This is a genomic window from Kribbella amoyensis (assembly GCF_007828865.1).
GTDB lineage: Bacteria > Actinomycetota > Actinomycetes > Propionibacteriales > Kribbellaceae > Kribbella > Kribbella amoyensis.
Genome location: NZ_VIVK01000001.1, coordinates 1,737,358 through 1,760,821, shown reverse-complemented (window position 1 = coordinate 1,760,821; position 23,464 = coordinate 1,737,358). Strand labels below are relative to the sequence as shown.

The following is a 23,464-nucleotide window of genomic DNA, read 5'->3' as shown; positions in this document are numbered from 1 at the left end:
GGTAGCGTCTCGCGGGAGTGGAACCCCCTGAATCCCACTCCCGCGAGGCGTTCCGGGACGCCGGTGTCGCTGATACACTCTGACGTGTGATGTCTCAGCGTAGCAGCGATGTGGATCCTGTGGCGACCGACGAGCCGGCGCCGACCCGGCCGGCTCCGGCGAACGCGATCGGCGAGGAGCGGATCCTCGACGCGGCGTACGAGCTGCTGCTAGCGATCGGGATGCGCCGGATGACGATGGCCGACATCGCCCGGCACGCCGAGGTCTCCCGGGCCACTCTCTACCGCCGCTGGCCGAACGTACAGGCCGTGGTCGCCGCGCTGATGACGCGGGAGTGGACCACCGCGCTGGTGTCGGCGTTCCAGCCGGACGCGGTCGACGGCCGGGCCCGGCTGGTCGAGGGCGTCGTCGAGGTGGTGGCCCGGACCAGGACGCACCCGCTGATGCGCAAGATCATCGAGCTCGATCCCGAGTTCCTCACGCCGTACCTGCTGGAGCGGCGGGGGAGCAGTACGGTCGCGCACCTCGCCCTGGTCGAGGAGGGGATCAAGGCCGGCCAGGCGGACGGTTCGATCCGGGCCGGCGATCCGGACTGGCTGTCCCGGCAGATCATCCTGGTCTCGCTGGCGTCCGCGGTGTCCGGCCCGGTGCTCGCTTCCGCCGACGAGTACCCGCACCTCGACGAGGAGCTGCGGGTGATGCTGAGCAGGTACCTGGCGCCATGATCGCCGTGGGCAACGCCAGCCTGAACGCGGCTCGCCGGACCCGCGAGCTCGACTGGCTGGACACGGCCGGCGCGGTGGACGTGCTGGTGATCGGCGGCGGCGTCACCGGCGTCGGGGTCGCGCTGGACGCGGCCGCCCGTGGTCTGACGGTTGCCCTGGTGGAGAAGCACGACCTCGCGTTCGGGACCAGCCGGTGGAGCTCGAAGCTGGTCCACGGCGGACTGCGGTACCTCGCCTCCGGGCACGTCGGCATCGCGTACGAGAGCGCGGTCGAGCGGGGCATCCTGATGAAGACCACGGCGCCGCACCTGGTCCACCCGATCCCACAGGTCGCTCCGTGGTTACCGGAGGCGAAGCTGGCTCAGGCTGCGATGCTGCGGTCCGCGTTCCTCGGTGGTGACGTGCTGCGGACCTTCGCGCACACCTCCGACGACCACCTGCCCCACTCTCGGCGGATCAGCTCGGCGGAGATCCTGCGGTACGCGCCGACGCTGCGACCGTACGGACTCCGCGGCGGCTTCCTGACGTGGGACGGGCAGCTGTACGACGACGCCCGGCTGGTCGTGGCGATCGCGCGGACCGCTGCGCAGTACGGCGCGCGGGTGCTGACGTACTGCGCGGCCGAGGAGGTCACCGGATCCGGGGCGGTCGTGGTCGACCAGGTTTCCGGCCGGCGGATCGACGTGGCCGCGCGGATGGTGATCAACGCGGCCGGGATCTGGGCCGACCAGGTCGCGTCGGGGATCAAGCTACGACCGAGCCGGGGGACGCACCTGGTGTTGCCGCAGTCCGCGTTCGGTGGGTTGTCGGCCGTGCTCACGGTGCCGGTGCCGGGGGAGCTGCGGCGCGTGGTGATGGCGATTCCGGCGCCCGACGACCGCGTGTACGTGGGGCTGACCGACGAGGAGGCGCCTGGTCCGGTCAGCGACGTGCCGCAGGCGACCGACGCGGAGATCGACTTCCTGCTGTCCACGATCAGCTCGGCCGTCCGGACACCGTTGACGCGGGCGGACCTGCTCGGCTCGTACGCCGGACTGCGGCCGCTGCTCGATACCGGGCATCACCGGGGGGAGGACCGGACCGCGGACATCTCCCGGCGGCACGCGGTGATCACCGGCGAGGACGGGCTCGTGACGATCGTCGGCGGCAAGCTCACCACGTACCGGCGGATGGCGCAGGACGCGCTCGACAAGGCGCTCGCCCAGTCGACGGTCGAGGTGCGGCGGCCCTGTCTGACCCATCGCATCCCGCTGGTCGGTGCGGCCGATCGGGTCACGCTGACGAACGTCGAGGCGCCGACGCGGTTCGTCCAGCGGTACGGGGTGGAGGCGCCCGAGGTGATCGCGGGGGATCGCTCGTTGCTGGAGCCGGTGGCGCCGGGGCTGGCGACGACGCGGGCCGAGTTCCGGTTCGCGGTACGGCACGAGGGCGCGTTGACCGAGGACGACCTGCTGGATCGGCGGACGCGGCTCGGGCTGTCCGCGGCCGATCGGGAGCTGGCGCTGCCGGCCGCGCGGGACGCCTTCGCCTCGGTGTGACGTTCACACTTCGATCAGGGCTGGGTGGTTTGACGCTTCTGGCACTGTGGACAACCTGCCGGGGATCGTCCCGGGGGCTGTACTTTGTCGGTATCCGGCGACCTGGGGAGGTGGGACATGAGTCAGCCGTATCCGGGCGCGTACCACGGCGGACCGCCGACGGTCCCGGTCGCCCAACCGCGCTACCGGTCGCTCCGCCGGACCGCGATCGTCAGCGTCGTCCTGATGGGGCTCACAGCGCTGGCGGCCGTGCTGCAGTCGACCGCCCTGTGGACGTCGTACGACGAGGTGAAGCGGCTCATCTACGGCCTGCTCTCCGAGGACGAGCTCGACCGCGGCCTCGAGTCGATGACGGGCGCCGGTCCGCTGCTCGACCTGTCCGGTTATCTGTTCCTGGCGACCGGGATCGCGTTCCTGATCTGGCTGTGGCAAGCCCGGGAGAACACCGAGATCCTGCGGCCGGCAGCCGCGTACCAAGGTGGCGCCCGGCCTGCGGAGCACCGGCATGCCCAGGGCTGGATCGTCGGCGGCTGGGTCTGCCCGATCGTCCAGTTCTGGTATCCGCTGCAGGTGGTGGAGGACGTGGCCACCGCGAGCGAGCCGACGCACCAGCCCGGCATGGTGCAGACGAGCCGGGTGCGTACGTTGCTGTACACGTGGTGGGCCGCGTGGGTCGGCTTCTGGGTGGTGCTCGTCGGCGGTGGCGGGGTCACGCTGATCAGCTTCGTCGGCTGGATCATCCGGCTGGCCGACCGGGTCAGCGCCGCCGACGCGACCGACGACTACGTGGACATCTACGACCTGCAGAGCTTCATGGTCCGGGTCGCGCTCGGGGTGAACATCGGCTTCACGCTCGCGACCGTCCTGCTGATCGCGGCCGGCGTCGCGATCTCGGTGCTGCTGTTCCGGATCACCCGGTGGCAGGACGACCGGATGGCGGCGACGGGCGGGGTCCCGCTCGGTCCGACGCTGCCGGCACACTCCCCGTCCCACCTGCCGAATCCGCACGCGCAGCAGACCGGCGCACCGCAGTACGCACCGCGGCCCGCGTTCCCCAGCTACAGCCCACGGCAGCAGACCGGCCAGGAAACCTACGGCCCGGAGGCGTACGGCGGGGGACCAGGTGGCCACACCTACGGACCAGGCCCGTACCGCGGTTCGTCGGGGTACCTGCAGCCGTCGAGCGGTGCCTCCGTCGGGCCGTCGATGCCCAACCCGGCTCCGTACGGGCCGGGCGGGTACGGCGGCACCACCGGCTCGAGCCCGACCCAGCGACCACCGGCGGACGACCCGTCAGCTCCGCCACCGCGAGCCGACCATCCGACCGGGCCGACGTCGACCAACAACCCGAGCGAGAAGCCCCACCAGCCAGGGGGAGCGACGCCCTGGCAGCCGCCGCACTGACGGATCAGGGGGTGAGGCGGCAGAGTACTGCGGTCGCGTCGTCGTAGCGCTTACCGCGGAAGCCGACCGGGTCCGCGGCGAGCTCGTGCTCGCGGACCCGATCGATCAACGCCTGGGGACCGTCGCCTTCGAGCACGCCGAGCAGCTCGTCCCAGCTGTGCCCGTACCGCTCGGAGTACCGCGCCGCGCCGTCGGTCAACAACGCGGCCACCTCGACCTCGACGCGATCCGTCGAACCGCCGACCGCCTCGTACGCCGCCTTCGGTTCGGTACTCGCGACCCAGAATCCGCCGGTGTGGTTCCGCATCCGGCGGACGGTCGCGAGGCTGTAGTCCGGCAGGAAGTCGATCCGGTCGTCGGCAACCACCGTCACCCGGCCGTCAGGCGCGCGGAGCAGTACCGGCGAATCCGCGAGTACCAGGTGCTCCACCGCCTCGGACCCAACTCGCACCATCGCGACGGTCGACGACGGGCTGTCCGGGTTGGTCAGGTCGCAGGTCCCGGCATGCTCGGCGCCCACCGCCGCGATCGCCTCGGCCAGGACATCCGGCAGGGAGGCCCGGGACCGGCCGAGCAGCGGCGCCACCAACGCTCCACCGAGCTGCGCGACCAACCACGCCACGTCGTGCCGGCACCCGGATTCCACCCCGGCCGGCGCGGTCGCCCCGTCCAGCACCACCACGAAATCCGGGCCTGCCAGCACCAGATCCTCGTTCACCGACGGCGCCTGCCGATCAGGCGCGGCCACGCAAGCCGACCGAATCTCCACGCCGCCATTCAACCCTGGGTCATCCACAGGGTCCGATCATGGGGTCCGGCGGTGGGGGCCGGTCGCTGGATCAGACCGCCCGTTCGACCGCGGGACGGGCCGACCAGGTGTCGTGCAGGGACTGGTCGAGGTCGATCGTGGACTTCCAGCCGAGGTGCTTCTCGATCAGGCTCGTGTCGGCCTGCTGCCACGGGACCGAGTCGGCGGGCGACCCGGCGTGCCCCGCGTGCACCGTGCCCTCGACCACCTTCGTGTCGGTCCCACTCAGTTCCACCAGCCTTTGGACGACGTCTCGCGCCAGCGTCGCCCGCCCGGATCCCACGTTGAGCACCGGCGGCAACTGATCCGGCGCCGTCGCCACCGCGACCACGGCCTCGGCGACGTCCCGGACATCCACGTAGTCCCGCCAGGCCTCCAGCGATCCCATGTGCAGGGTGTCCGTCGTCCCCAGCTGGCGAATCACCCGGCCGAGCAACGTACTCGGCGGCGATCCCGGCCCGGTGATGTTGAACGACCTGAGCACGACCGCGTCGGCCCCGTTCCGCTGCGCCCGGAGTACCAGCTCGGAGCCGGCCAACTTCGTGAACCCGTACGCAGCACCCGGTCGCAGCTCCGCCTGCTCGTCCTGGCTCGTCCCGCGCGGCGCCCCGCCGTACTCCGCGGCGGAGCCGATGTGGACGAGGCGGGCGTTGTTCGCGGTCCGGTGCATCGAGGAGAGGAGCGCCTCCACGGCGACCACGTTTCCCCTGGTCAGGGTCAGGGTGTCGCCGTGGGTCGCGGCGGCGGCGTTGATGATCACGGTCGGCTTGTACATCCCGAGCTGGGCATCCAGGGCATAGCAGTGCCCCGTGGCCAGGTCGAAGCGCCGATGCGGGTCACCCGTCCTGCGGGTCATCCCGCGGTACTCGATCCCGCGCTCCGCGAGCAGTGCGCAGATCCGGGTCCCGACGAACCCACCGGCGCCGAAAACCATCACCCGTTCTGATCCGGTCACGCCGCCCATCCTGCCCGTTGACGTTGACGATCCCCTGAACTTTGTCCGTCGGGGTCGTCACAATGCTCAGTGACGCAGACACCCGCAGGCCGGCGTCCGACCCGGCCGGAGAGGAGTACCGTGGCCGACCGGCTGCACGGACGCCCTGCCCCCGCGACCGAGTCCACGATCCGCGACTGGGACGACGCCGACCCGTCCGGCCAGACGTACACGCGGGTGCTGTTCGTCGACTCCGACCTGACCGAGATCCAGAACACCGGCGGCGTCTTCGAGGAGTGCACGTTCCGCGGGGTCCGGTTCAACGCGTCCACCCACACCGACGCGGCGTTCGTGAACTGCACGTTCGTCCGCTGCTCGTTCTTCGACACCACGTTCACCCGGTGCAAGTTGATGGGCAGCTTCTTCGACGACTGCACGTACAACCTGTTGAAGGCCGATGGCGGCGACTGGTCGTTCGCCGGACTCCCGGGCGCGGATCTGCGCGGGACGGAGTTCACCGGGGTCCGGTTGCGCGAGGCCGACCTGACCGGGGTCCGGGCGAGCAAGGCGGTCCTGCGGGACGTTGACCTGTCCGGCGCGATGCTGCACCGGTCCGACCTGTCCGGGACCGATCTGCGCGGCTCGGACCTGTCCACGCTCGATCCGCTCACCGTCGAGCTCAAGGACGCGATCGTGGACCTCACCCAGGCGATGGTGATCACCCAGTCCCTCGGCCTCGACGTCCGGCCCTGAAATCCACTATCCCCAGGTTGGTCCACAACCTGTGGATAACCTTCCACTCTCCGTACTGACCCACCGGTCACCTGAGGCGGACCAGGGGTCGCGCGGCCCGCTGGACGAACACCGGCCGCGGCGAAACCACCGTACGCCGATGTCGTGCGCGCGGGCGACCACGGCTGATCACCAAGGCGCCGTGATCCACAACGTCCACGGGTGCCGTCAGGGTCCGCGTCCGCGTGAGCGCCTGGAGCCCGGCCGCGAAGCCCACTCCGGCGAAGGCGCCCAGGCTGTTCGCGACGAGATCGTGCAGCTGACAGGACCGGCCGAGCTGCGGCACCAACGCCTGGACCGCCTCGACCGAGGCCGACAACCCGATCCCGGCCGCGATCCCGTCGGCCGGTCGTCCACAGGCCAGGGTCAGCATGCCGGCCGCCGGTACGAACAGCAGGATGTTCAGCAACCCCTGGATCGAGGTCAGCCCGCCGGTCGTGGCGAGCTGCGTACCGCACTCGCCCAGACGGTTGAGCCGGTTGTTCGTGGGGCTCAGGGTCGCGGCCAGGACCAGCGCGAACGAAGCCGGCACCAGCAGCGAAGCGAGCCGCGGCACCACCCCGTCCCCACGGCGCCGAACCGCGGACAGCGCGACCGGCAGCGCCATCCCGGTGAGAACGAGCCACGTGTCCAACAAGTGCGGGATACCGCGATAGGTCTCGAGCACGCGTCTGGGTCCTCCGTCGTCGACCGATTGCACGCGCGACCGACCGGACCCCGCGTGAGCACAACGTCAGTGGTTCGTCCCGATGACTTCCTGATCAGACGATCTGCTGACGGGTCACCCGCTCGCTAGAGAACTCCTGACATCGCAAACAGATAGTGCACTCTCCGTGACATTCCGTACCCGAACTGTCACCACAATTTGCTAGCCCCCGGCAACAACCCCCGTTGCCCCCAGCAACCGCCCTGTGGAAAACCCCACCACCCACCAAACTGACCCCATGGCCGACACCTGTACCTTCTGCGCCATCGCCGCCGGAGAAGCCCCGGCAAGGTTCGTCTACCAGGACGCCCACGCCTGCGCCGTTCTCGACATCAACCCGCTCCGCACCGGCCACACCCTGGTCCTCCCACGCCGCCACCTCCGCGACCTGACCGACGACGGCGCCGCCGAGGCCTTGGCAACGCTAGGCCCGGCACTCCACGAGACAGCGAGCCTGCTCACCGGCAACCTCGGTGCGGAAGGCATCAGCGTTCTGCTGGCTAGCGGCGCTGCGGCCGGCCAGGAGGTGTTTCACCTGCACTTCCACCTGGTGCCGCGATACAGCGGCGACAAGCAGTTGACCGATCACACCCCCGACGCCGCCGCCCGCCATACCCTCGACGAGACCCACCGCGTACTCGTCGGATCTGCCGACCTGTGAAGCGGGTGGTGGTGGTTGGGTGTGCTGGTAGCGGGAAGTCGACCTTGGCGAGAGAGTTGGCCGCTCGTACGGACTTGCCGTTGGTCGAGCGGGATGGGCTCGGACCGATGGGGTCGGCCGAGTACCTGGAGGCGCTCGGTGGGTTGGCTGGTCGGTCGCGGTGGATCCTGGACGGGGCGCCGTACTACCTGGACGACCTCATCTACCGAGCCGCCGACACCGTGCTCGTCCTCGACTACCCGAAGCACCTGGTGATGTGGCGCGTCCTGAAGCGAACCCTCGCCGTCGAACTCCTCCGCCGCCCCAGCGGCGCCCACCACCCGAACCCCGCAGCCCTCTGGCGAGACGAGACGCACCCACTCCGCTGGGCCTGGACCTCCCACCAAGCCCGCCACCAGGAAGCCCAAGCCCTCACAACCCGTACAGACCTCCCCACCACCGAGGTCGTCCACTTCACCCACCCACACCAAGCAGCCCGCTGGCTCAGCGAACAGTGATGACAGACCCCGGCGGCAGCGATCATGCTGGGATGGTTGAACGACATTCTCGCCCTGTGCCTGGCGGCCGGGCTTTCTTCCTGACCGAGCGGCTCTGGAAGTTGGCGGAAGGTCTTCCGACCGAGTCGGTACCGATCGAGAGCATCCGGGAGTTCGACGAGGACTGCTGGTTCGGCGGCCGCGCGGTCACCTGCCGGATGGTCGCCGAGCATGCCGACCGGATCCAGAAGGCCGACCTCCGGTACCCGGTGATCCTGTCGTCGGACGGGCGCCTGATGGACGGCGGCCACCGGATCTCCAAGGCCTGGTTGAGCGGCTCGACCACGATCGACGCGGTCCGGTTCAGCGTCGATCCGGAACCGGACCACGTCGAGTGGGAGTCTGCGACCTAGATTCCATCAGCCGACGGCGTCGGGCGTGTTCCGGGCGTGGAACGCGGCGGCCAGTTCGGTGCGGTTGGCGATGCCGAGCTTCTGGTACGCGTGCGCCAGATGCGTCTTGACGGTGCCACGCGAGATGAACAGCCGATCGGCGATCTGCGGGTTGGACAGCCCCTCGGCGGCGAGCTCGACAACCGAGTTCTCCGTCGGGGTGAGACTTTCCCACCCGGTGTCGGGGCGGTCGCGCGTACCGTGCATCCGGCGAGCGAGGTCGACGGCATCGAGGCCGAGCTTGGCTCCCTGACGAACCGCCTCGTCATTGGCCGGGTCCGCGATCAGCTTCTCCAGTTGGGGATCGAGCGGAGTCCGACGAGCGAGGTAACCGTGGTCGGCGCGAGCGGTCTGGGCGGCCGTCGCGAGCACGACGGCGAACTCGGCGGTCCTCCGTGAGTGAGCCAGGGCCGCGATGTTCTCCAGGCTGTCGATCACGTCGAGCGTCAACCCGGCGTCCGACCGGAGACGAAGCGCCTCTTGGTGCCGGGAGTACGCGGTGGTGTTGTCGGACGTGAGGAAGGCGGCCTGCTCCAGCACGTCGGCCCGGACGCGCGGTCGGCTGGTCCCATCGGTGGCCGCCGTCGCCTCGGACAGCGCGGCCATGGCGTGCTCGGCGTCGCCGGTGAGCCGGAGTGCGGAGGCGAGTTCGAGCTGGGTCTCGGCGAGGCTGACCCGTGAGTCGAGGGCACCGCGTTCGGCGAGACGGATGCCGCGCCGGCACCAGTCGATCGCGGTGGCGTGGTCCCCTTCCCAGGCGGCGATACGGGCCCGGGTCAGCTCCCATCCCGGAACGAGTGTCGGACCGTCGATCCGCTCGATGAGCGAGCTGATCGCTTCGATGGCCCCGTACGCGTCGGCGATCCGCCCGCGCAACGCGAGGAGTTCCGCGTGAACGACGGACACCTGGCCGATCCGGTGCAGGTCGTGCAACGGCCGGGCGCAGTCCACCGCCTCCTGGGCGATCTCGATCCCTCGGTCGAGGAACCCGGTCCGCGCGTGAGCCACGGCCTGGTACCCGAGGGCTGTCGCGGCAACCCCGCGGTCCCCGTGATCGCGCAAGGTCGAAGCCGCCGGCGTCAGGTGTTCGAGCCCCGCGGCGTACTCGTCGTCGAGGCAGTGCAAGATGCCCAGCAACACCCGTGACGCGCACTCGTTGAAGACGTCACCCACCTCGGCGGCAGCGGCGCGGTTCTCCACAGCGAGTTGCCGCGCTTGCTCCGGGTCGTCGGCCAGGACGCTGAGGGCGAGCAGGATCCGGGCCACGCGAGCGGTGGAATCGTCGTCGTGCTCGGTGGCGACCTCCACCGCGCGAGCCAGGGCGCTCCGGACATTCGTACCCGGTGCCGCGGTGTCGGCGACCAGGGCCAAGGCGACTTCGGCACGCGCCTGAGCGGCCGATCGTTCGTCCACCCCGGCCCGGACGATCTGGGCCAGCAGCGAGATCCCCTCGGGACGCCGTGATTCCAAATGCCAGAACCACGCCAGCCCGATCGCGAGTTCGCGCGCGTCGACAAGACCGTCGCCGGCGATTCCCCATTCGACGGCCGCGACCAGGTTCGCGTACTCCGGCGCCAGCGCGACCCGCCACGCGTCCTTGTCCCCGTCTCGCAACGCCGCATGGCGCTCGACCACGACGCGATAGGCGGCCAGGTGGCGTCGGCGTACCGCATCCTCCTCGCCGGACTCGGCGAGCCGTTCCTGGGCGAACGCCGCGATGACGTCGAGCATCGAGAAACGGGCCGGACTTGTCCCCGGATCGGCGACCACCAGGCACGCGTCGACCAGCTCACGCAGACAGCGCAGTACGTCCATGGGGCCGAGATCGGCGTCGGCGCACACGGCCTGCGCCAGGTCGGCGGTGAACCCACGCCGGAAGGCGGCGAGCCGTCGGAACACCGCGCGATGAGCGTCATCGAGCAACTCGTAGCTCCACAGCACCGACCCCGCGAGACTCCGCAGCCGATACGGCGCACGCGACCCGGAATCCTCCAGCAGTTCCAGCGGCCGGCCGAGACGTTCGACGATCTCCTCGGTGGACAAGGTGGTCGTCCACCCGGCGGCCAGCTCCAACGCGAGCGGCAGCCGGTCGATGCGGTCGCAGATCGACCGCGTCCCACCCGGGCCAGGGCGCGAGGCCCCGATCGCGTCGGCGCGCTCGTCGAACAGGTGCAGCGCGTCCTCCAGGGTCAGCGGGCCGATGCGGTGCACACGTTCACCCGGTACGCCGACCGGTGTGCGGCTGGTCCCCAGTACGGCGATCGTCGGTGCGGCCGCGAGTAGTTCCTCGACGAGACCGCCCACCCCGGCGCGGACCTGTTCACAGTTGTCCAGGATCAGCAGGCCCCGGACCCCCTCGGCGGCGTTGATGATGGCGATCCGCTCCGCCCCGGGCGACACGCTGATCCCGAGCGCGCCGGCGACCGCGACGTCTACGGCAGCGTCGTCGCGGGTCTCGTCCAGGCCGACCCACCACACCCCGTCGGGCCAGGCGGCGGGCGCTTCGTCCCCGACCGTCGCGGCCAGCCGGGTCTTGCCGCTCCCACCCGGACCCGTCAAGGTCAGCATCCGGCCGGCCCGGAGCGCGGCCCGTGTACCGGCCAGGTCCTCGGCACGCCCCACGAAGCTCGTACCGAACCTCGGCAGGCCGTAGGTCGGCATCAGCGCAGTCCCCCGCGGTCGATCATGGCCAACATCCTCCACTGCCGGCGCCGATATCGGCCACCTGGCAGATCTTTCCGGGTCCGCGTCCGAGAAGACTCGTGGTCATCACCGAATGCGCCGGTCAGCGGCCCATCAACCAGGAGGAACAGATGTCCGAACGCAAGGTCTTCGCCAACATGACCGTCTCCCTCGACGGCCGGATCACCGGTCCGGGTGGCCTGGGCGACATGGCGCCGATCGTGCCGCACGCCATCACCGACCAGAGCCGCGACTCGCTGATCCGGTTGACCCAGCGCAGCAGCACCGCGCTCCTCGGCCGCGGCAACTACGAGGGCTTCGGCGGCTTCTGGCCGACCGTGATCGACATGGCCGACGCGGACCCGCGCGACCGCGAGTTCGCCAAGTACCTCGACGACGTGGAGAAGGTCGTCTTCTCCCACACCCTCACGGAGACGCCCTGGAACAACTCCCGCCTCGCGACGGCGTCCCTCGTCGACACCGTCCGCGAGCTGCGCACCCAGGAAGGCGGCGACATCTGGGTCATGTCCAGCAAGGACCTGCTGGCCCAGCTCCTCGCCGAGGACGAGATCGACCGCCTGGAGATCCAGGTAGCCCCCGAAATCGTCGGCAACGGCATCCGCTACTTCGAGGACGGCCTCAACCCGTCCTCCTGGACCCTCACCGACGTCATCACCTCCGACTCCGGCGCCATCTGGACCACCTACGACCACAAGAAGTAGCCCCACAACCCAGCAGGATGCGTATCGGGCGACGATACGCATCCTGCTTGTTCGGGTTGAGGTTCAGCCGGGGTGTGGAGATGCTGACACGGTGAAGGAACTCGAGACGTTCATCGTCGACGGCCGCGGCTGGCAGCGGGCGAAGACCCAGATCAGGCGCTGAACTGCAGCAACGTGATGGTGGAGACGAGCGAACTCGAACTCCTCAACCCTGAGTCGGCGTGTGGAACCATGCGGCCATGACGAAGGGCTACCGCTGCAAACACTTGTCGATCAACCTGCCGGACGAAGCTCCGGCGAGGACGGCGCCTCGGGCGCACTTGCCGGGAATCGAGGCTTGAGTGCGGGAAACGTGATGGTGGAGACGAGGGTGTGCTCCGTCAGGACATACCGGACAGATCTCTCAAGACATACCGGACTGGTTCTGAGGGTCTGGTGGCAGTGGCGTCGAGGCTGCGGCTGTGTCCAAAGCCCGGCTGGTTGTTACCGCGATCGAGATCGAAAGACGCAGCGTCGCCGAGGTCGCGGCCGCCTACGGCGTTGCCCGGTCGTGGGTCTACGAACTGCTGACCCGCTACCGCACCGACGGCGAAGCGGCGTTCGAGCCACGGTCACGCCGGCCCAAGACCAGCCCGACCGCCATACCGCAGTCGACGGTCGATCTGATCATCACGGTCCGCAAACAGCTGATCGAGTCCGGTCTGGACGCGGGTCCGGACACGATCGCCTGGCATCTACGGCACCACCACCAGGTCACGGTCTCGGTCAGCACCATCGCTCGCACCCTGACCCGCCAAGGGCTGGTGATTCCGCAGCCGAAGAAGCGCCCGAAGAGCTCCTACCTGCGGTTCGAGGCCGAACAACCCAATGAAACCTGGCAATCCGACTTCACCCACTACCCACTCGCCGACGGCACCGACACCGAGACCATCACCTGGCTCGACGACCACTCCCGCTACGCCCTGCACGTCTCGGCTCACCGGCACATCACCGGCCGAATCGTGCTCGACACCTTCAGGCAAACCGCAGCCAAGCAGGGGTTTCCCGCCTCGGTACTCACCGACAACGGCTTCGTCTACACCACCCGCTTCGCCGGCGGCCGCGGTGGACGTAACGGTCTGGAGACCGAACTACGCCGCCTCGACATCGTCCAGAAGAACTCCCGCCCCAACCACCCCACGACCTGCGGCAAGGTGGAACGATTCCAGCAGACGATGAAGAACTGGCTGGCCGCGCAACCTCAACAACCCGCCGGCCTGGACGAGCTCCAGGCACTCCTCGACACCTTCGTGCAGATCTACAACCACGCACGCCCGCACCGATCGCTGCCCCACCGCGCGACCCCGGCCACCGCCTACCACGCCCGCCCCAAAACCGGCCCCGGCACCGACCGCTCCACCGACACCCACTACCGCGTACTCCACGACATCGCCGACCCCGCCGGCAAACTCACCCTGCGCCGCGCCGGGCGCCTCCACCACATCCCCATCGGCACCGAGCACGCCCGAACCCCCGTCCTCAAGCTCGTCGACGACCCCCACATCCGCATCATCAACGCCGCCACCGGCGAACTCCTCCGCGAACTCACACTCGACCCCACCCGCGACTACCAACCCCTCGGCCGACCCCCAGGACCACCACCCAAAAACAGAAAACCGGACCCCAATCTGGGGTCCGGTCTGTCCGGTATGTCCTGAGAGATCACATGGTGGAGACGAGGGGACTCGAACCCCTAACCCCTGCCTTGCAAAGGCAGTGCTCTGCCAGTTGAGCTACGCCCCCGTGGGGGGTTTCAGCGGCCCGGGGTGACCGGGTCGACGGCCTCGGCCCAGAGGTCCTGCTCGGCGCGGGCCTGCTGGGTCTTCTTGTACGCGAAGTATCCACCGATGCTCGCCAGCAGTACCAGCAGAATCTTCTTCAGCACCGGGACTCCTCGGATCGGCGTCGATCATGAGTTGGGTGGGCCTAACTGGACTTGAACCAGTGACCTCTGCCTTATCAGGGCAGCGCTCTAACCGTCTGAGCTATAGGCCCGCGTTGCGGGGTTCGAACCCGGGAGAGATTACCGCACTCTGGCCCTGGTTCCCAAACCGGTTCCGATCGGCCTCACCGGGGAGGTGATCGGAACCGGATCCGGGGTCCTCAGTCCTCCGATGCCAGCGTGACTTCGAGGCCGCCCAGCAGGGTCGCCGCGATGTTGTAGAGGAACGATCCGAGCGTCGCGAGCGCGGTGATGATCAACACGTCCGCACACGCCAGCAGGGTGGTGAAGCCCATCACCTTGCCGGTGTTGATGTAGTTCTCGATCCGGAACGGCTCGGCCGACGGGGTGCCCAGGACCTCGGACACCGTGTTGTTGATGTTGTCGAAGACGCCGGCCGCGCCGATCGCCGACCAGACGATGAACACGGCCACCCAGAGCACGATGCCGAACGCGATGGAGAGCAGGAACGAGGTCTTCATCACCGACCACGGATCCAGCCTCGACAACCGCAGCCGGGCCTTGCGGACCTGGCCGCGCGACGTCGGACGCGGCGCGCTCTCGGCGGCGGCCTGCGGCTTGTCCTTCTCGGCGCTCGCGGCTTCCTTCACCGCGGCCGCCTTGTCGAGCACCGCCTGCTTCGCCGCGGTCACCCGGTCGCCGAAGGAGTCGGCCGTCTTGGCCTGCTTCGGCGCCGCGGACGGAGCCGACACCTTGCCGACCTGCCCGTACCCCTGCGCCGGCTGGCCCTGGCTCGGCGAACCGGCCGGGAACCGTGGCTCCGGCCGCCCCGGCGTACTCGGGCTCGACTGACCCGGGTTGGCCGTGGCGCCCGGGTGTCCGCCGCCCGGCTGCTGCGCGGCAGGGCGTACCGGGGGTTGCTGCGGCGGCCGCGTCGGCTTGGACGGGCCGCCCTGGTTCGCCGGGCGCTGCTGCGGGCGGAAGTCGGCGGACTGCTGGCCGTTTTGGGCGGGACGCGGCTGAGAGCCGTTCGCCCGCCCGTTGTTGCTACGACCGTTGGAGGTCGGTGCGGCCGGTGGGGTGGACGGCGCTTTCCCGTTGCCGCCCTGGGGCGACTGGGTCTTCGCGTTGTCCGCAGCCCCATCAGGCCATGTCGGCCTCGCGCGGTTGGTCATCAGCTGCCCTCCTGGCCGGCGTCGTCGTCTTCGACGGTAGCCGCGCCTTCGGCGTCAGTCGAATGGTGGTCACCTGACTGGACGCTCTCCGGGGTGGTTTCGGTTGTCGATCCGTCCACATCCTGGGCAGCCTCGACCGCCGCCTCGGCGGCTTCGAGCTCCTCCTCACTCACGGTGAGGTCGGTGTTGCGGGCGATCGCGACCACAGCGTCAGACTCCCCGACTCCGGCGAACTTCACACCCATCGTGTCCCGGCCCTTCACCGGCACGGTGTCCACCCGGCTGCGGACGACCTGGCCGCTGGACTTGATCGCCAGCACCTGGTCCTCGTCGCCGACGATGATCGCGCCGACCAGCGACCCGCGCTCGTCGTTCAGCTTGACCGCCTTGATCCCGAGCCCACCACGGCCCTGCTGGCGGTACTCCGCCACCCGGCTGCGCTTGGCGTACCCGGCGTCGGTGACCGTGAACACGTACTGCGCGTTCTCGTCGGCGTGCAGCCGGATCACCGACATCGACAGCAGCTCGTCGCCCGGCCGGAACTTCATCCCGGTGACGCCGGAGGTGGCCCGGCCCATCGGCCGCAGCTGCTCGTCGTTCGCGGTGAAGCGGATCGACTGGCCCTTCCGGGACACCAGCAGCAGGTCGTCCTGCGCGGTGGCCAGGTGGGCGCCGATCAGCTCGTCGTCCTCCTCGCGGAAGTTGACCGCGATGATGCCGCTCTGCCGGGCCGAGTCGTAGTCGGTCAGCGCCGTCTTCTTGACCAGGCCCTTCTTGGTCGCCAGGACCAGGTAGTCGGCCTGCTCGTAGTCCCGCAGCGTGAGGACCTGGGCGATCTCCTCGTCCGGCTGGAACGAGAGCAGCCCCGCGACGTGCGAGCCCTTCGCGTCCCGCGCCGACTCGGGCAGCTGCCACACCTTGGCCCGGTAGACCCGGCCCTTGGTGGTGAAGAACAGCATCCAGTGGTGGTTCGTGGTGGCGAAGAAGTGGCCGATCTCGTCCTCGGCCCGCAGCTGGGCCCCCCGGACCCCCTTGCCGCCGCGGTTCTGCACCCGGTACAGGTCGGTCTTGGTCCGCTTGGCGTAGCCGCCGCGGGTGATGGTCACGACGACGTCCTCGTCCGGGACCAGGTCCTGCACGGACAGGTCGCCGTCGGCCGCGATGATCTGGGTCCGCCGGTCGTCGCCGTACTTGTCGACGATCTCGGCCAGCTCGTCCTTGACGATGCCGCGCTGCCGGACCGGGTTGGCCAGGATGTCCTCGAGGTCGGCGATGACGGCCTCGAGCTCGTTCAGCCGGTCGGTGATCTTCTGCCGCTCCAGGGCGGCCAGCCGGCGCAGCTGCATGTCCAGGATGGCCTGCGCCTGGACGTCGTCGATCTCCAGCAGCGACATCAGGCCGCTGCGGGCCTCGTCCACGTCCGGGCTGCGCCGGATCAGCGCGATGACCTCGTCCAGCGCGTCCAGCGCCTTCACCAGGCCGCGGTACACGTGCGCCTGCTTCTCGGCCTCGCGCAGGCGGTACCTGGTCCGCCGCTGGATGACCTCGATCTGGTGGTCGATCCAGTGCGTGATGAACAGGTCGACGCTCAGGGTGCGCGGTACGCCGTCGACCAGGGCCAGCATGTTGCAGCCGAAGGTGTCCTGCAGCTGGGTGTGCTTGTAGAGGTTGTTGAGCACGACCCGCGGCTGGGCGTCCCGCTTCAGCACGATCACGAGCCGCTGACCGGTCCGGGACGAGGTGTCGTCGCGGATGTCGGCGATCCCGCTGACCTTGCCGGTGTTCACCAGCTCGGCGATCTTCTGGGCCAGGTTGTCCGGGTTGACCATGTACGGCAGCTCGGTGACGACGAGGCTGGTCCGCCCCTTGGCGTCCTCCTCGATGTCCACCACCGCGCGCATCGTGACCGAGCCACGGCCGGTCCGGTACGCGTCGTCGATGCCCTTGTAGCCGACCACCAGGGCGCCGTTCGGGAAGTCCGGGCCCTTGATGTGCTCCATGCACGCGGCCAGGATCTCCTCCTGGCTCGCGTCCGGGTTCTCCAGCACCCAGTTCGCCGCGCCCGCGACCTCGCGCAGGTTGTGCGGCGGGATCTGGGTCGCCATCCCGACCGCGATCCCGGCGGAGCCGTTGACCAGCAGGTTCGGGAAGCGGCTGGGCAGGATCACCGGCTCCTGCGAACGGCCGTCGTAGTTGGGCCGGAAGTCGACCGTCTCCTGGTCGATGTCGCGGACCATCTCCATCGCCAGCGGCGCCAGCCGGCACTCCGTGTACCGCATCGCGGCCGCGGGGTCGTTGCCCGGCGAACCGAAGTTGCCCTGGCCCTGGATCATCGGCGCCCGCATCACCCACGGCTGCGCCAGCCGGACCAGGGTGTCGTAGATCGCCGAGTCACCGTGCGGGTGGTACTGACCCATCACGTCACCGACGACACGCGAGCACTTGGAGAAGCCGCGGTCCGGCCGGTAGCCGCCGTCGTACATCGCGTAGAGGATCCGGCGATGCACCGGCTTCAGCCCGTCGCGGACCTCGGGCAGCGCGCGGCCGACGATGACCGCCATCGCGTAGTCGAGGTACGACTGCTGCATCTCGGTCTGCAGGTCGAGAGGCTCGATCCGGTCGTGGCCCGGTGAGGTGGGGGTCTCGGTCATTGGAAAGCTCGTCCCGTTCGATTCGGTACTGCGGGGTGGTGGGGCGCGGGCGGAACCCCGGCCGCGGCCGGCCGGGGTGGTCCGTCAGATGTCGAGGAAGCGGACGTCCTTGGCGTTGCGCTGGATGAAGTTCCGGCGCGCCTCGATGTCGTCGCCCATCAGCGTCGCGAAGGTCTCGTCGGCCCGAGCCGCGTCGTCCAGGGTGATCTGCAGCAGCACCCGGTTCGCCGGGTCCATCGTCGTCTCCCACAGCTCCTGGGCGTTCATCTCACCCAGACCCTTGTACCGCTGGATCGCGTTGTCCTTCGGGAACTTCTTGCCCGCCTCGGCGCCGGCCGCGACCAGGCCGTCCTTCTCCCGCTCGGTGTACGCGAGCTCGTGGGTGGCGTTGCTCCACCGCAGCTTGTACAGCGGCGGCTGGGCGGCGTACACGTGACCACGCTCGATCAGCGGCCGCATGAACCGGAACAGCAGGGTGAGCAGCAGCGTCCGGATGTGCTGGCCGTCGACGTCGGCGTCGGCCATGATCACGATCTTGTGGTAGCGGAGCTTCTCCTCGTCGAAGTCCTCGTGGATCCCGGTCCCGAGGGCGGAGATGATCGCCTGCACCTCGTTGTTCTGCAGGACCTTGTCGATCCGGGCCTTCTCGACGTTCAGGATCTTGCCCCGGATCGGCAGGATGGCCTGGAACTTCGGGTCCCGGCCGCCCTTCGCGGAGCCGCCCGCCGAGTCACCCTCGACGATGTAGACCTCGCACTCCTCCGGGTTCGTGCTCTGGCAGTCGGACAGCTTGCCCGGCAGGCCTCCGCCGCCGAGCAGGCCCTTGCGGTTACGGGCCAGGTCACGCGCCTTGCGGGCCGCGATCCGGGCACTCGCGGCCGCGGTCGCCTTGCGGATGATCTCGCGGCCCTCGGCCGGGTTCTGCTCGAACCAGGCGCCCAGTTTGTCGTTGACGACCTTCTGGACGAAACCCTTGACCTCGGTGTTACCGAGCTTGGTCTTGGTCTGGCCCTCGAACTGCGGCTCGCCCAGCTTGACCGAGATGATCGCGGTCAAGCCCTCCCGGATGTCGTCGCCGGTGAGCCTGTCCTCCTTCTTCTTGATCATGCCCTGGTCCTCGCCGAACGAGTTGACCAGCGAGGTGAGCGCGGCCCGGAAGCCCTCTTCGTGGGTGCCGCCCTCGTGCGTGTTGATCGCGTTGGCGAACGTGTGCACCGACTCCTGGAAGGACCCGCTCCACTGCATCGCGACCTCGAGACTCAGGGTGTCCTCGCCCTGCGCCGCCTCGAACGCGATCACGTCCCGGTGGACGGGCTCGCGGATCCCGGTCAGGTACTTCACGTAGTCGACCAGGCCGTCGTCGTACTTGAACGACTGCTCGACCGGCTGACCGTCCTCGGTGTGGTCCGGGCGCTCGTCCCGGATGATCAGCTCGAGGCCCTTGTTCAGGAACGCGTACTCGCGGAACCGGGTGGACAGCGTCTCGTACGAGTACGTGGTGGTCTCGAAGACGTCCGCGCTCGGCCAGAAGGTGATCGTGGTGCCGTTGGAGTCGGACGTACCGATCTCGGCCAGGTCCTCGTCCGGGTTGCCCACCGTGAAGGACTGCGTGTAGAGCTTGCCGCCCGTCTGCACGTCCACCTTGAGGCGCGTGGACAGCGCGTTCACCACGGAGACGCCGACGCCATGCAGACCACCGGAGACCTTGTACCCGCCGCCGCCGAACTTGCCGCCGGCGTGCAGCACGGTGAGCACGACCGTGACGGCCGGCTTGCCCTCGGACTCGACGATGCCGACCGGGATACCGCGGCCGTTGTCGACGACCCGGACCCCGCCGTCGGCGAGCAGGGTGACGACGATCTTGTCGCAGTACCCGGCCAGCGCCTCGTCCACCGCGTTGTCGACCACCTCGTAGACCAGGTGGTGCAGACCCCGTTCACCGGTCGACCCGATGTACATGCCCGGTCGCTTGCGCACCGCGTCGAGGCCCTCGAGGACCTGGATCGCGCTGGCGTCGTACTCCCGCTCCACCAGGGTGGACGGGATCGCGCTGTCGGGTACGACGGTGCCGATGGGGTCGGCGGACTGGTTGGCGTCGATCTCGGTCGGCTCGTCGGTCACCGGCTGTTGTCCTCCTCGGACCCCGTGTGAGCGGGGCATCGATGCACACTAGTAGCCGCCCCTACTGTGTTTATCGGTGCCCGATCAGTAGCAGCGGCCCTCTCAGTGCTCCCAGTCTACCTGTCGAGCGAAGCAGAACCGGCCATGAGGCGGCCGAAACTGTGGACAGGGCGTCTTTTCTCCCTCCCAGCCATGTCCCCCATCGTGCGAGGGGCCCTGAAAAGCGCTCACGGCCTCTCAGTGGCTTTCGACCGGCCCTCTGGTACCCGTCTCGGACCCGAGACCCGAGCCATCCCGGCCTCCCCGCACCCACCGGCCCCTAGGATGCCTGCCGTGGAAAGTCTCGACGACGTCATCGACGCCATGATCGCCGACCGGGTGATCCACCGGCACCGCCGCAAGTGGCTGATAGCCCTCGCAGTCGTCGTCGTCCTCGCCCTGGTCCTCATCCCCTTCGGCGGCTGGAAGAAGCACGAGGGTCGCGCGGTCCCGACCGTCGACGCCCCGACCACGATCGACGCCGGCCGGTTCGAGTTCGGCTTCACCAGCGCGAAGATCATCCGCAAGCCCAAGGGTGAGTACTCCGAAGCCGAGACCCGCGTGCAGGTGTACTTCGACCTCCGCAACATCGACGAGGAGACGAAGGAGAGCGGCTCCATCAGCGGCAAGATGCTGCAGCTGGTGCCGGCCGACGGGTCTGAGCCGATCCAGTCCAATGGTGCGAGCTGCCACGACGAACTGAATTACCGCGCTGTCTACGGTCTGCCGGCCGAGCCTTGCTTCGCGAAGTTCGACGTACCGGTCGACTTCGCCGAGAAGAAGCTCGAGATCGGAGTGCTCGGTGAGGTCTACACCTCGGCGAACCAGCTGGCCGGCGCGTCTGAGGGCGAGTACTGGCAAGGAGAGCGCCCCGTCAGCGTGGTCAGGGTGCCCGCGACGATCGAGACGGAGGAGGACGAATGAAGGTCTATCGTCCCGCGACCGTGGCCATCGGCGTCGTCCTCGTGCTGTTGGGTGGCATCGTGCGGCTCGGCGACCCCGATGCCGTTTTCGAGGATCCGAGCCGGATCGTCACCCACGGCGCCATCGGTGAGGACGTCGCCTACGGTGACTCTCAGGTGACGGTGACGCGGGTTGCCTTCACCAAGTCGTTCATCCCGCGGGACTCGTCCGACGCGAAGGTCGTTCAGACCAAGGGTGTCTTCGTCGCGGTCGAGTACGACGTCGTCCGCGGGGCCGACGACCCGGGGAGCACGAACGTGTCGCTCAAGACCGAGGCGGGCTCGGTCTACCGACCCGTGACCGAAGGCATCGATTCGGGGATACCCTTTCCCGCCGCGGGATTCGCCCAGACCGGCGGATTCGTGTTCGAGGTCAACCCGTCCGACCTCGCCGGCCTGACGTTCTACGTCGAACCGGTGCTCTTCTTCAACACCCTTGCTTACGACCTGTCGATCGATCTCGGGGTGCCCAGTGAGGACATCGCCCAGCGGTCGATCGAGCGTGCGGGCGAGGAGTATCTGCTGATCAAGCCGGAGATTCGGGTGGCATCGTGAAACTCTCCGACCGTGCGTTCCGGCTGACAGCGCAGGCAGCACTGCTCGTCACGCTCCTGGGGCTGAGCGCATTCCTGCTGTTGCGGACGTACCTCGGTGACGATGAGCGTGTCTTCGAGGAGGGCGCGGTCACCGAGGTGGTCTCGAAGGGCCCTGTGACGATCGACAACGTCACCTGGAAACTCGACTCGATGCAGCCGTACACGACGCTCGTCGACAAAGACAAGAAGGCGATCAAGCTCGACAACCAGGTAGCCGGCACCACGGTCGTCGTCGTCACGTCCGAGCTGACCGTGCTCGAAGCGCGGCGGTACAACGACGGCGGGTTCACCTGCGACGCGATGTTGCGGGACGACCGTGGCAACGTGTGGAAGTCCCAGTCCGTCTTCCGCGACTTCCCGCTGCCGACCTACTGCTCGGACAACGACAACCCCATCAAGCGCAACGAGCCGACGAAGATCGCGCACGTGTTCGTCGTACCGTCCTCCGCTGTACAGCACTTGACCGGAATCCAGGTCGAGTCCACCGAGGTCGGAGACTTCCGCAGGGTCCTGTTCACTTTCTGAGTTGCCGCTCGATCAGCAGCCAGGCACCTCTGTGCACCGTCTGCTGATCGAGCGGGTCAGCTAGTCGCGAGCGACTGCTTGCCCGGTGGCGCCGGCCTCCTTGGCCGCGGCGGCTTCAGCCCGACGCTGGGCTCCGACCGAGATGCACATGTCGAAGGCTGCGGCCAGTAGGGCGATCCGGAGGGTCTCGAAGACGACGTCCTTACCGAGCGACGCGATCTCGTGGTTCATCAGACCCCAGCGTTCACCGTGGACACCGATCAGTCGCTGGAAGCCGACGAAGGTCCAGCTGTCGGCCAAGGTCCAGATCGTGTAGGTCAGGCAGACGACGCCCAGGAAGACCGGACCGACGCGGACCAGCAGCCGGAATGCGTTCAAGGTCGGGTAGAACTTCTCCCGCAGCCCGCCGAGAACCAGGTTCGGTGCCTTGTTGGTCATTGCGACGATCCGGCCGACCGGCTGCTGCTCCTCGGCCGGCTGGACCCCGAGCCGGCGCTCGAGCCGGGTTCCTCGCAGCACACCGCCGCTGGACAGCACGCGATGGCCGAAGACGACCGTGGTGATGGCCAGCCACGTCAGTGGTTCGCCGACGCCCTCCTTGAAGAGCGGCCAGAGGGTCTCCCAGAAGCCTGCCCAGAGGAACTCGAGTCCGGCCGGCAACGGGATGTTGATCCCGGCGAAGAACTCCTTGGCCTTGTCCCACCAGTCGACCGTGAAGTACCAGAAGTTCCGCTCCGCGAGCCAGCCGGTGAACTCGTTCTTCGCCGGCGGGATCACCACCACGGTGATCAGCAGGAAGAACGCCTCGCTCCAGACTTGGAGGAACTTGGCCGGCCGGCTCGGCCAGCGATCATCGATCGCCTCGATCACGCGGCGAATGACCAGCAGCACCACGATCGCCGGCAGATAGCCCTTCCACTTCCCGTCGTTGATCTCGAAGAAGCCCGTTCCGGGCCCGTTGCCGAGTTGCACGATCGTGCTGACCGACAACTCGGAGATCCGCTCCTCGAGGAACCCCCAGGCAGACCAGACGGCAACCAGCGGAAGCAACGTGACCGACAACAGCTCCATCAGGTTCTGCTGTGTCGGGTCAGAGGTTTCTTCCTCCTGGTCGCTCGCCGCGTCCCGCCAGCGGAACAAGGACGTCGCGCAAGTACGGATCATGCCGACCGCGGCCGCGATCTGCGCGAGCACCCCGGCCGCGAACAGACCGAAGGCCAAACTCTTGTGCTGGTGCTCGCTCAGCCAGATCGCCGCGTTGATCGAAGCCCGGAATCCGACGTACCCGGCCAGGAACCAGGTCGCCAGGGGCAGCAGGTTGCGCCACCACAACCGGAAGGTGTCTCCGATCAGGTGGACCATCTCTCGGAGGCCATCGACGATCGTGCGCATCGCGCCCGATCCTAGGGGAGCACCGGGTCGCCCCGACAACCGCTCTCACCACGGCGTCGTCACGGCCCTCCAGCGGCTGGACGTCCGGAGCCACGACCTGCACAGAACCACCCGCGGAGGCGTAGATGGTGACCTCCGGCAACCAACTCAACCCGCTGCGT

21 protein-coding genes and 2 tRNA genes are annotated in these 23,464 nt (G+C 68.7%); 12 read left to right on the top strand and 11 right to left on the bottom strand.

The features are described from left to right. Window positions 1-89: 89 nt before the first annotated feature. From FB561_RS08460 to FB561_RS08450, 3 genes are all read left to right on the top strand, one after another. Window positions 90-725 carry a TetR/AcrR family transcriptional regulator gene (locus tag FB561_RS08460; protein WP_145804740.1) on the top strand — a complete coding sequence of 212 codons (636 nt, stop codon included), beginning with the start codon at window positions 90-92 and terminating at the stop codon, window positions 723-725. After that, window positions 722-2,263, top strand: a complete 1,542-nt coding sequence (locus FB561_RS08455) for a glycerol-3-phosphate dehydrogenase/oxidase (protein ID WP_145804738.1) — start codon at window positions 722-724, stop codon at window positions 2,261-2,263. Before FB561_RS08460 ends, FB561_RS08455 begins: the two co-directional genes overlap by 4 nt. Before the next feature lie 117 nt (window positions 2,264-2,380). Then, the gene (locus tag FB561_RS08450; protein WP_145804736.1) at window positions 2,381-3,667 is read left to right on the top strand and encodes a DUF4328 domain-containing protein; all 1,287 of its coding nucleotides are present in this window, start codon (window positions 2,381-2,383) and stop codon (window positions 3,665-3,667) included. A 4-nt stretch (window positions 3,668-3,671) separates the two neighbouring features. Here FB561_RS08450 and FB561_RS08445 read toward each other — a convergent pair whose 3' ends face one another. Both FB561_RS08445 and FB561_RS08440 read right to left on the bottom strand, forming a co-directional pair. Further along, entirely contained in the window at window positions 3,672-4,436 is a 765-nt protein-coding gene (locus tag FB561_RS08445; protein WP_145804734.1) for a protein phosphatase 2C domain-containing protein, read from the bottom strand. Between the two features lie 70 nt (window positions 4,437-4,506). Next, window positions 4,507-5,430 (bottom strand): NAD-dependent epimerase/dehydratase family protein, encoded by a 924-nt coding sequence (locus FB561_RS08440; RefSeq protein WP_238334716.1) that lies wholly within the window; start codon window positions 5,428-5,430, stop codon window positions 4,507-4,509. A 120-nt stretch (window positions 5,431-5,550) separates the two neighbouring features. On the opposite strand from FB561_RS08440, the gene FB561_RS08435 reads away from it, so the two are divergent. Next, complete coding sequence (locus tag FB561_RS08435) at window positions 5,551-6,162, top strand: pentapeptide repeat-containing protein (protein ID WP_145804731.1); 612 nt, start codon at window positions 5,551-5,553, stop codon at window positions 6,160-6,162. A 67-nt stretch (window positions 6,163-6,229) separates the two neighbouring features. Here FB561_RS08435 and FB561_RS08430 read toward each other — a convergent pair whose 3' ends face one another. Then, window positions 6,230-6,868 (bottom strand): VanZ family protein, encoded by a 639-nt coding sequence (locus FB561_RS08430; RefSeq protein WP_145804729.1) that lies wholly within the window; start codon window positions 6,866-6,868, stop codon window positions 6,230-6,232. A gap of 277 nt (window positions 6,869-7,145) precedes the next feature. Between FB561_RS08430 and FB561_RS08425 the strand changes: the two genes are divergently transcribed. The 3 genes from FB561_RS08425 (at window position 7,146) to FB561_RS08415 (ending at window position 8,457) form a co-directional block, all read left to right on the top strand. Next, on the top strand, window positions 7,146-7,568 hold the full coding sequence (locus tag FB561_RS08425) for an HIT family protein (protein ID WP_145804727.1): 423 nt from the start codon (window positions 7,146-7,148) through the stop codon (window positions 7,566-7,568). A gap of 107 nt (window positions 7,569-7,675) precedes the next feature. Next, complete coding sequence (locus tag FB561_RS08420) at window positions 7,676-8,065, top strand: P-loop NTPase family protein (RefSeq protein ID WP_145804725.1); 390 nt, start codon at window positions 7,676-7,678, stop codon at window positions 8,063-8,065. 56 nt (window positions 8,066-8,121) lie between these two features. Further along, window positions 8,122-8,457, top strand: coding sequence for a hypothetical protein (locus FB561_RS08415; RefSeq protein ID WP_202880569.1), 336 nt, complete (start codon window positions 8,122-8,124; stop codon window positions 8,455-8,457). A gap of 6 nt (window positions 8,458-8,463) precedes the next feature. Here FB561_RS08415 and FB561_RS08410 read toward each other — a convergent pair whose 3' ends face one another. Then, window positions 8,464-11,157: a helix-turn-helix transcriptional regulator gene (locus tag FB561_RS08410; RefSeq protein WP_145804721.1), complete on the bottom strand. Its 2,694-nt coding sequence runs from the start codon at window positions 11,155-11,157 to the stop codon at window positions 8,464-8,466. A gap of 152 nt (window positions 11,158-11,309) precedes the next feature. Between FB561_RS08410 and FB561_RS08405 the strand changes: the two genes are divergently transcribed. Both FB561_RS08405 and FB561_RS08400 read left to right on the top strand, forming a co-directional pair. After that, window positions 11,310-11,900: a dihydrofolate reductase family protein gene (locus FB561_RS08405; RefSeq protein ID WP_145804719.1), complete on the top strand. Its 591-nt coding sequence runs from the start codon at window positions 11,310-11,312 to the stop codon at window positions 11,898-11,900. A gap of 461 nt (window positions 11,901-12,361) precedes the next feature. After that, window positions 12,362-13,597, top strand: coding sequence for an IS481 family transposase (locus tag FB561_RS08400; protein ID WP_145804717.1), 1,236 nt, complete (start codon window positions 12,362-12,364; stop codon window positions 13,595-13,597). 9 nt (window positions 13,598-13,606) lie between these two features. Here FB561_RS08400 and FB561_RS08395 read toward each other — a convergent pair. The 6 genes from FB561_RS08395 to gyrB form a co-directional block, all read right to left on the bottom strand. Beyond that, a tRNA-Ala gene (locus tag FB561_RS08395) sits at window positions 13,607-13,682 on the bottom strand. Between the two features lie 10 nt (window positions 13,683-13,692). Further along, entirely contained in the window at window positions 13,693-13,824 is a 132-nt protein-coding gene (locus FB561_RS38540; protein WP_238334715.1) for a DLW-39 family protein, read from the bottom strand. Between the two features lie 36 nt (window positions 13,825-13,860). Then, window positions 13,861-13,934 (bottom strand) — tRNA-Ile (locus FB561_RS08390). Between the two features lie 108 nt (window positions 13,935-14,042). Continuing rightward, entirely contained in the window at window positions 14,043-15,017 is a 975-nt protein-coding gene (locus tag FB561_RS08385) for a DUF3566 domain-containing protein (protein WP_145804714.1), read from the bottom strand. Next, window positions 15,017-17,668 (bottom strand): DNA gyrase subunit A, encoded by a 2,652-nt coding sequence (gyrA, locus tag FB561_RS08380; protein ID WP_145804712.1) that lies wholly within the window; start codon window positions 17,666-17,668, stop codon window positions 15,017-15,019. Before gyrA ends, FB561_RS08385 begins: the two co-directional genes overlap by 1 nt. Window positions 17,669-17,752: 84 nt before the next feature. Continuing rightward, window positions 17,753-19,828, bottom strand: a complete 2,076-nt coding sequence (gene gyrB, locus FB561_RS08375) for a DNA topoisomerase (ATP-hydrolyzing) subunit B (RefSeq protein ID WP_420371340.1) — start codon at window positions 19,826-19,828, stop codon at window positions 17,753-17,755. A 285-nt stretch (window positions 19,829-20,113) separates the two neighbouring features. Between gyrB and FB561_RS08370 the strand changes: the two genes are divergently transcribed. The 3 genes from FB561_RS08370 to FB561_RS08360 are packed head-to-tail and all read left to right on the top strand — an operon-like array spanning window position 20,114 to window position 21,911. Further along, window positions 20,114-20,752, top strand: a complete 639-nt coding sequence (locus FB561_RS08370) for a hypothetical protein (protein WP_238334714.1) — start codon at window positions 20,114-20,116, stop codon at window positions 20,750-20,752. Then, the gene (locus FB561_RS08365; protein WP_145804706.1) at window positions 20,749-21,345 is read left to right on the top strand and encodes a DUF4352 domain-containing protein; all 597 of its coding nucleotides are present in this window, start codon (window positions 20,749-20,751) and stop codon (window positions 21,343-21,345) included. The genes FB561_RS08370 and FB561_RS08365 overlap by 4 nt, the downstream gene beginning before the upstream one ends. After that, window positions 21,342-21,911 (top strand): hypothetical protein, encoded by a 570-nt coding sequence (locus FB561_RS08360; RefSeq protein WP_145804704.1) that lies wholly within the window; start codon window positions 21,342-21,344, stop codon window positions 21,909-21,911. Before FB561_RS08365 ends, FB561_RS08360 begins: the two co-directional genes overlap by 4 nt. A gap of 60 nt (window positions 21,912-21,971) precedes the next feature. Here the strand turns inward: FB561_RS08360 and FB561_RS08355 are convergent, their stop codons facing one another. After that, on the bottom strand, window positions 21,972-23,303 hold the full coding sequence (locus FB561_RS08355) for a hypothetical protein (RefSeq protein WP_145804702.1): 1,332 nt from the start codon (window positions 23,301-23,303) through the stop codon (window positions 21,972-21,974). Window positions 23,304-23,464: the final 161 nt, after the last annotated feature.

Coding starts and splice junctions, on each gene's coding strand:
- FB561_RS08405 (WP_145804719.1), top strand. CDS start 11,310: ATGTCCGAACGCAAGGTCTTCGCCAACATGACCGTCTCCCTCGACGGC.
- FB561_RS08455 (WP_145804738.1), top strand. CDS start 722: ATGATCGCCGTGGGCAACGCCAGCCTGAACGCGGCTCGCCGGACCCGC.
- gyrA (WP_145804712.1), bottom strand. CDS start 17,668: ATGACCGAGACCCCCACCTCACCGGGCCACGACCGGATCGAGCCTCTC.
- FB561_RS08460 (WP_145804740.1), top strand. CDS start 90: ATGTCTCAGCGTAGCAGCGATGTGGATCCTGTGGCGACCGACGAGCCG.
- FB561_RS08410 (WP_145804721.1), bottom strand. CDS start 11,157: ATGCCGACCTACGGCCTGCCGAGGTTCGGTACGAGCTTCGTGGGGCGT.
- FB561_RS08425 (WP_145804727.1), top strand. CDS start 7,146: ATGGCCGACACCTGTACCTTCTGCGCCATCGCCGCCGGAGAAGCCCCG.
- FB561_RS08450 (WP_145804736.1), top strand. CDS start 2,381: ATGAGTCAGCCGTATCCGGGCGCGTACCACGGCGGACCGCCGACGGTC.
- FB561_RS08370 (WP_238334714.1), top strand. CDS start 20,114: ATGCCTGCCGTGGAAAGTCTCGACGACGTCATCGACGCCATGATCGCC.
- FB561_RS08355 (WP_145804702.1), bottom strand. CDS start 23,303: ATGCGCACGATCGTCGATGGCCTCCGAGAGATGGTCCACCTGATCGGA.
- FB561_RS08385 (WP_145804714.1), bottom strand. CDS start 15,017: ATGACCAACCGCGCGAGGCCGACATGGCCTGATGGGGCTGCGGACAAC.
- FB561_RS08365 (WP_145804706.1), top strand. CDS start 20,749: ATGAAGGTCTATCGTCCCGCGACCGTGGCCATCGGCGTCGTCCTCGTG.
- FB561_RS08420 (WP_145804725.1), top strand. CDS start 7,676: ATGGGGTCGGCCGAGTACCTGGAGGCGCTCGGTGGGTTGGCTGGTCGG.
- gyrB (WP_420371340.1), bottom strand. CDS start 19,828: ATGCCCCGCTCACACGGGGTCCGAGGAGGACAACAGCCGGTGACCGAC.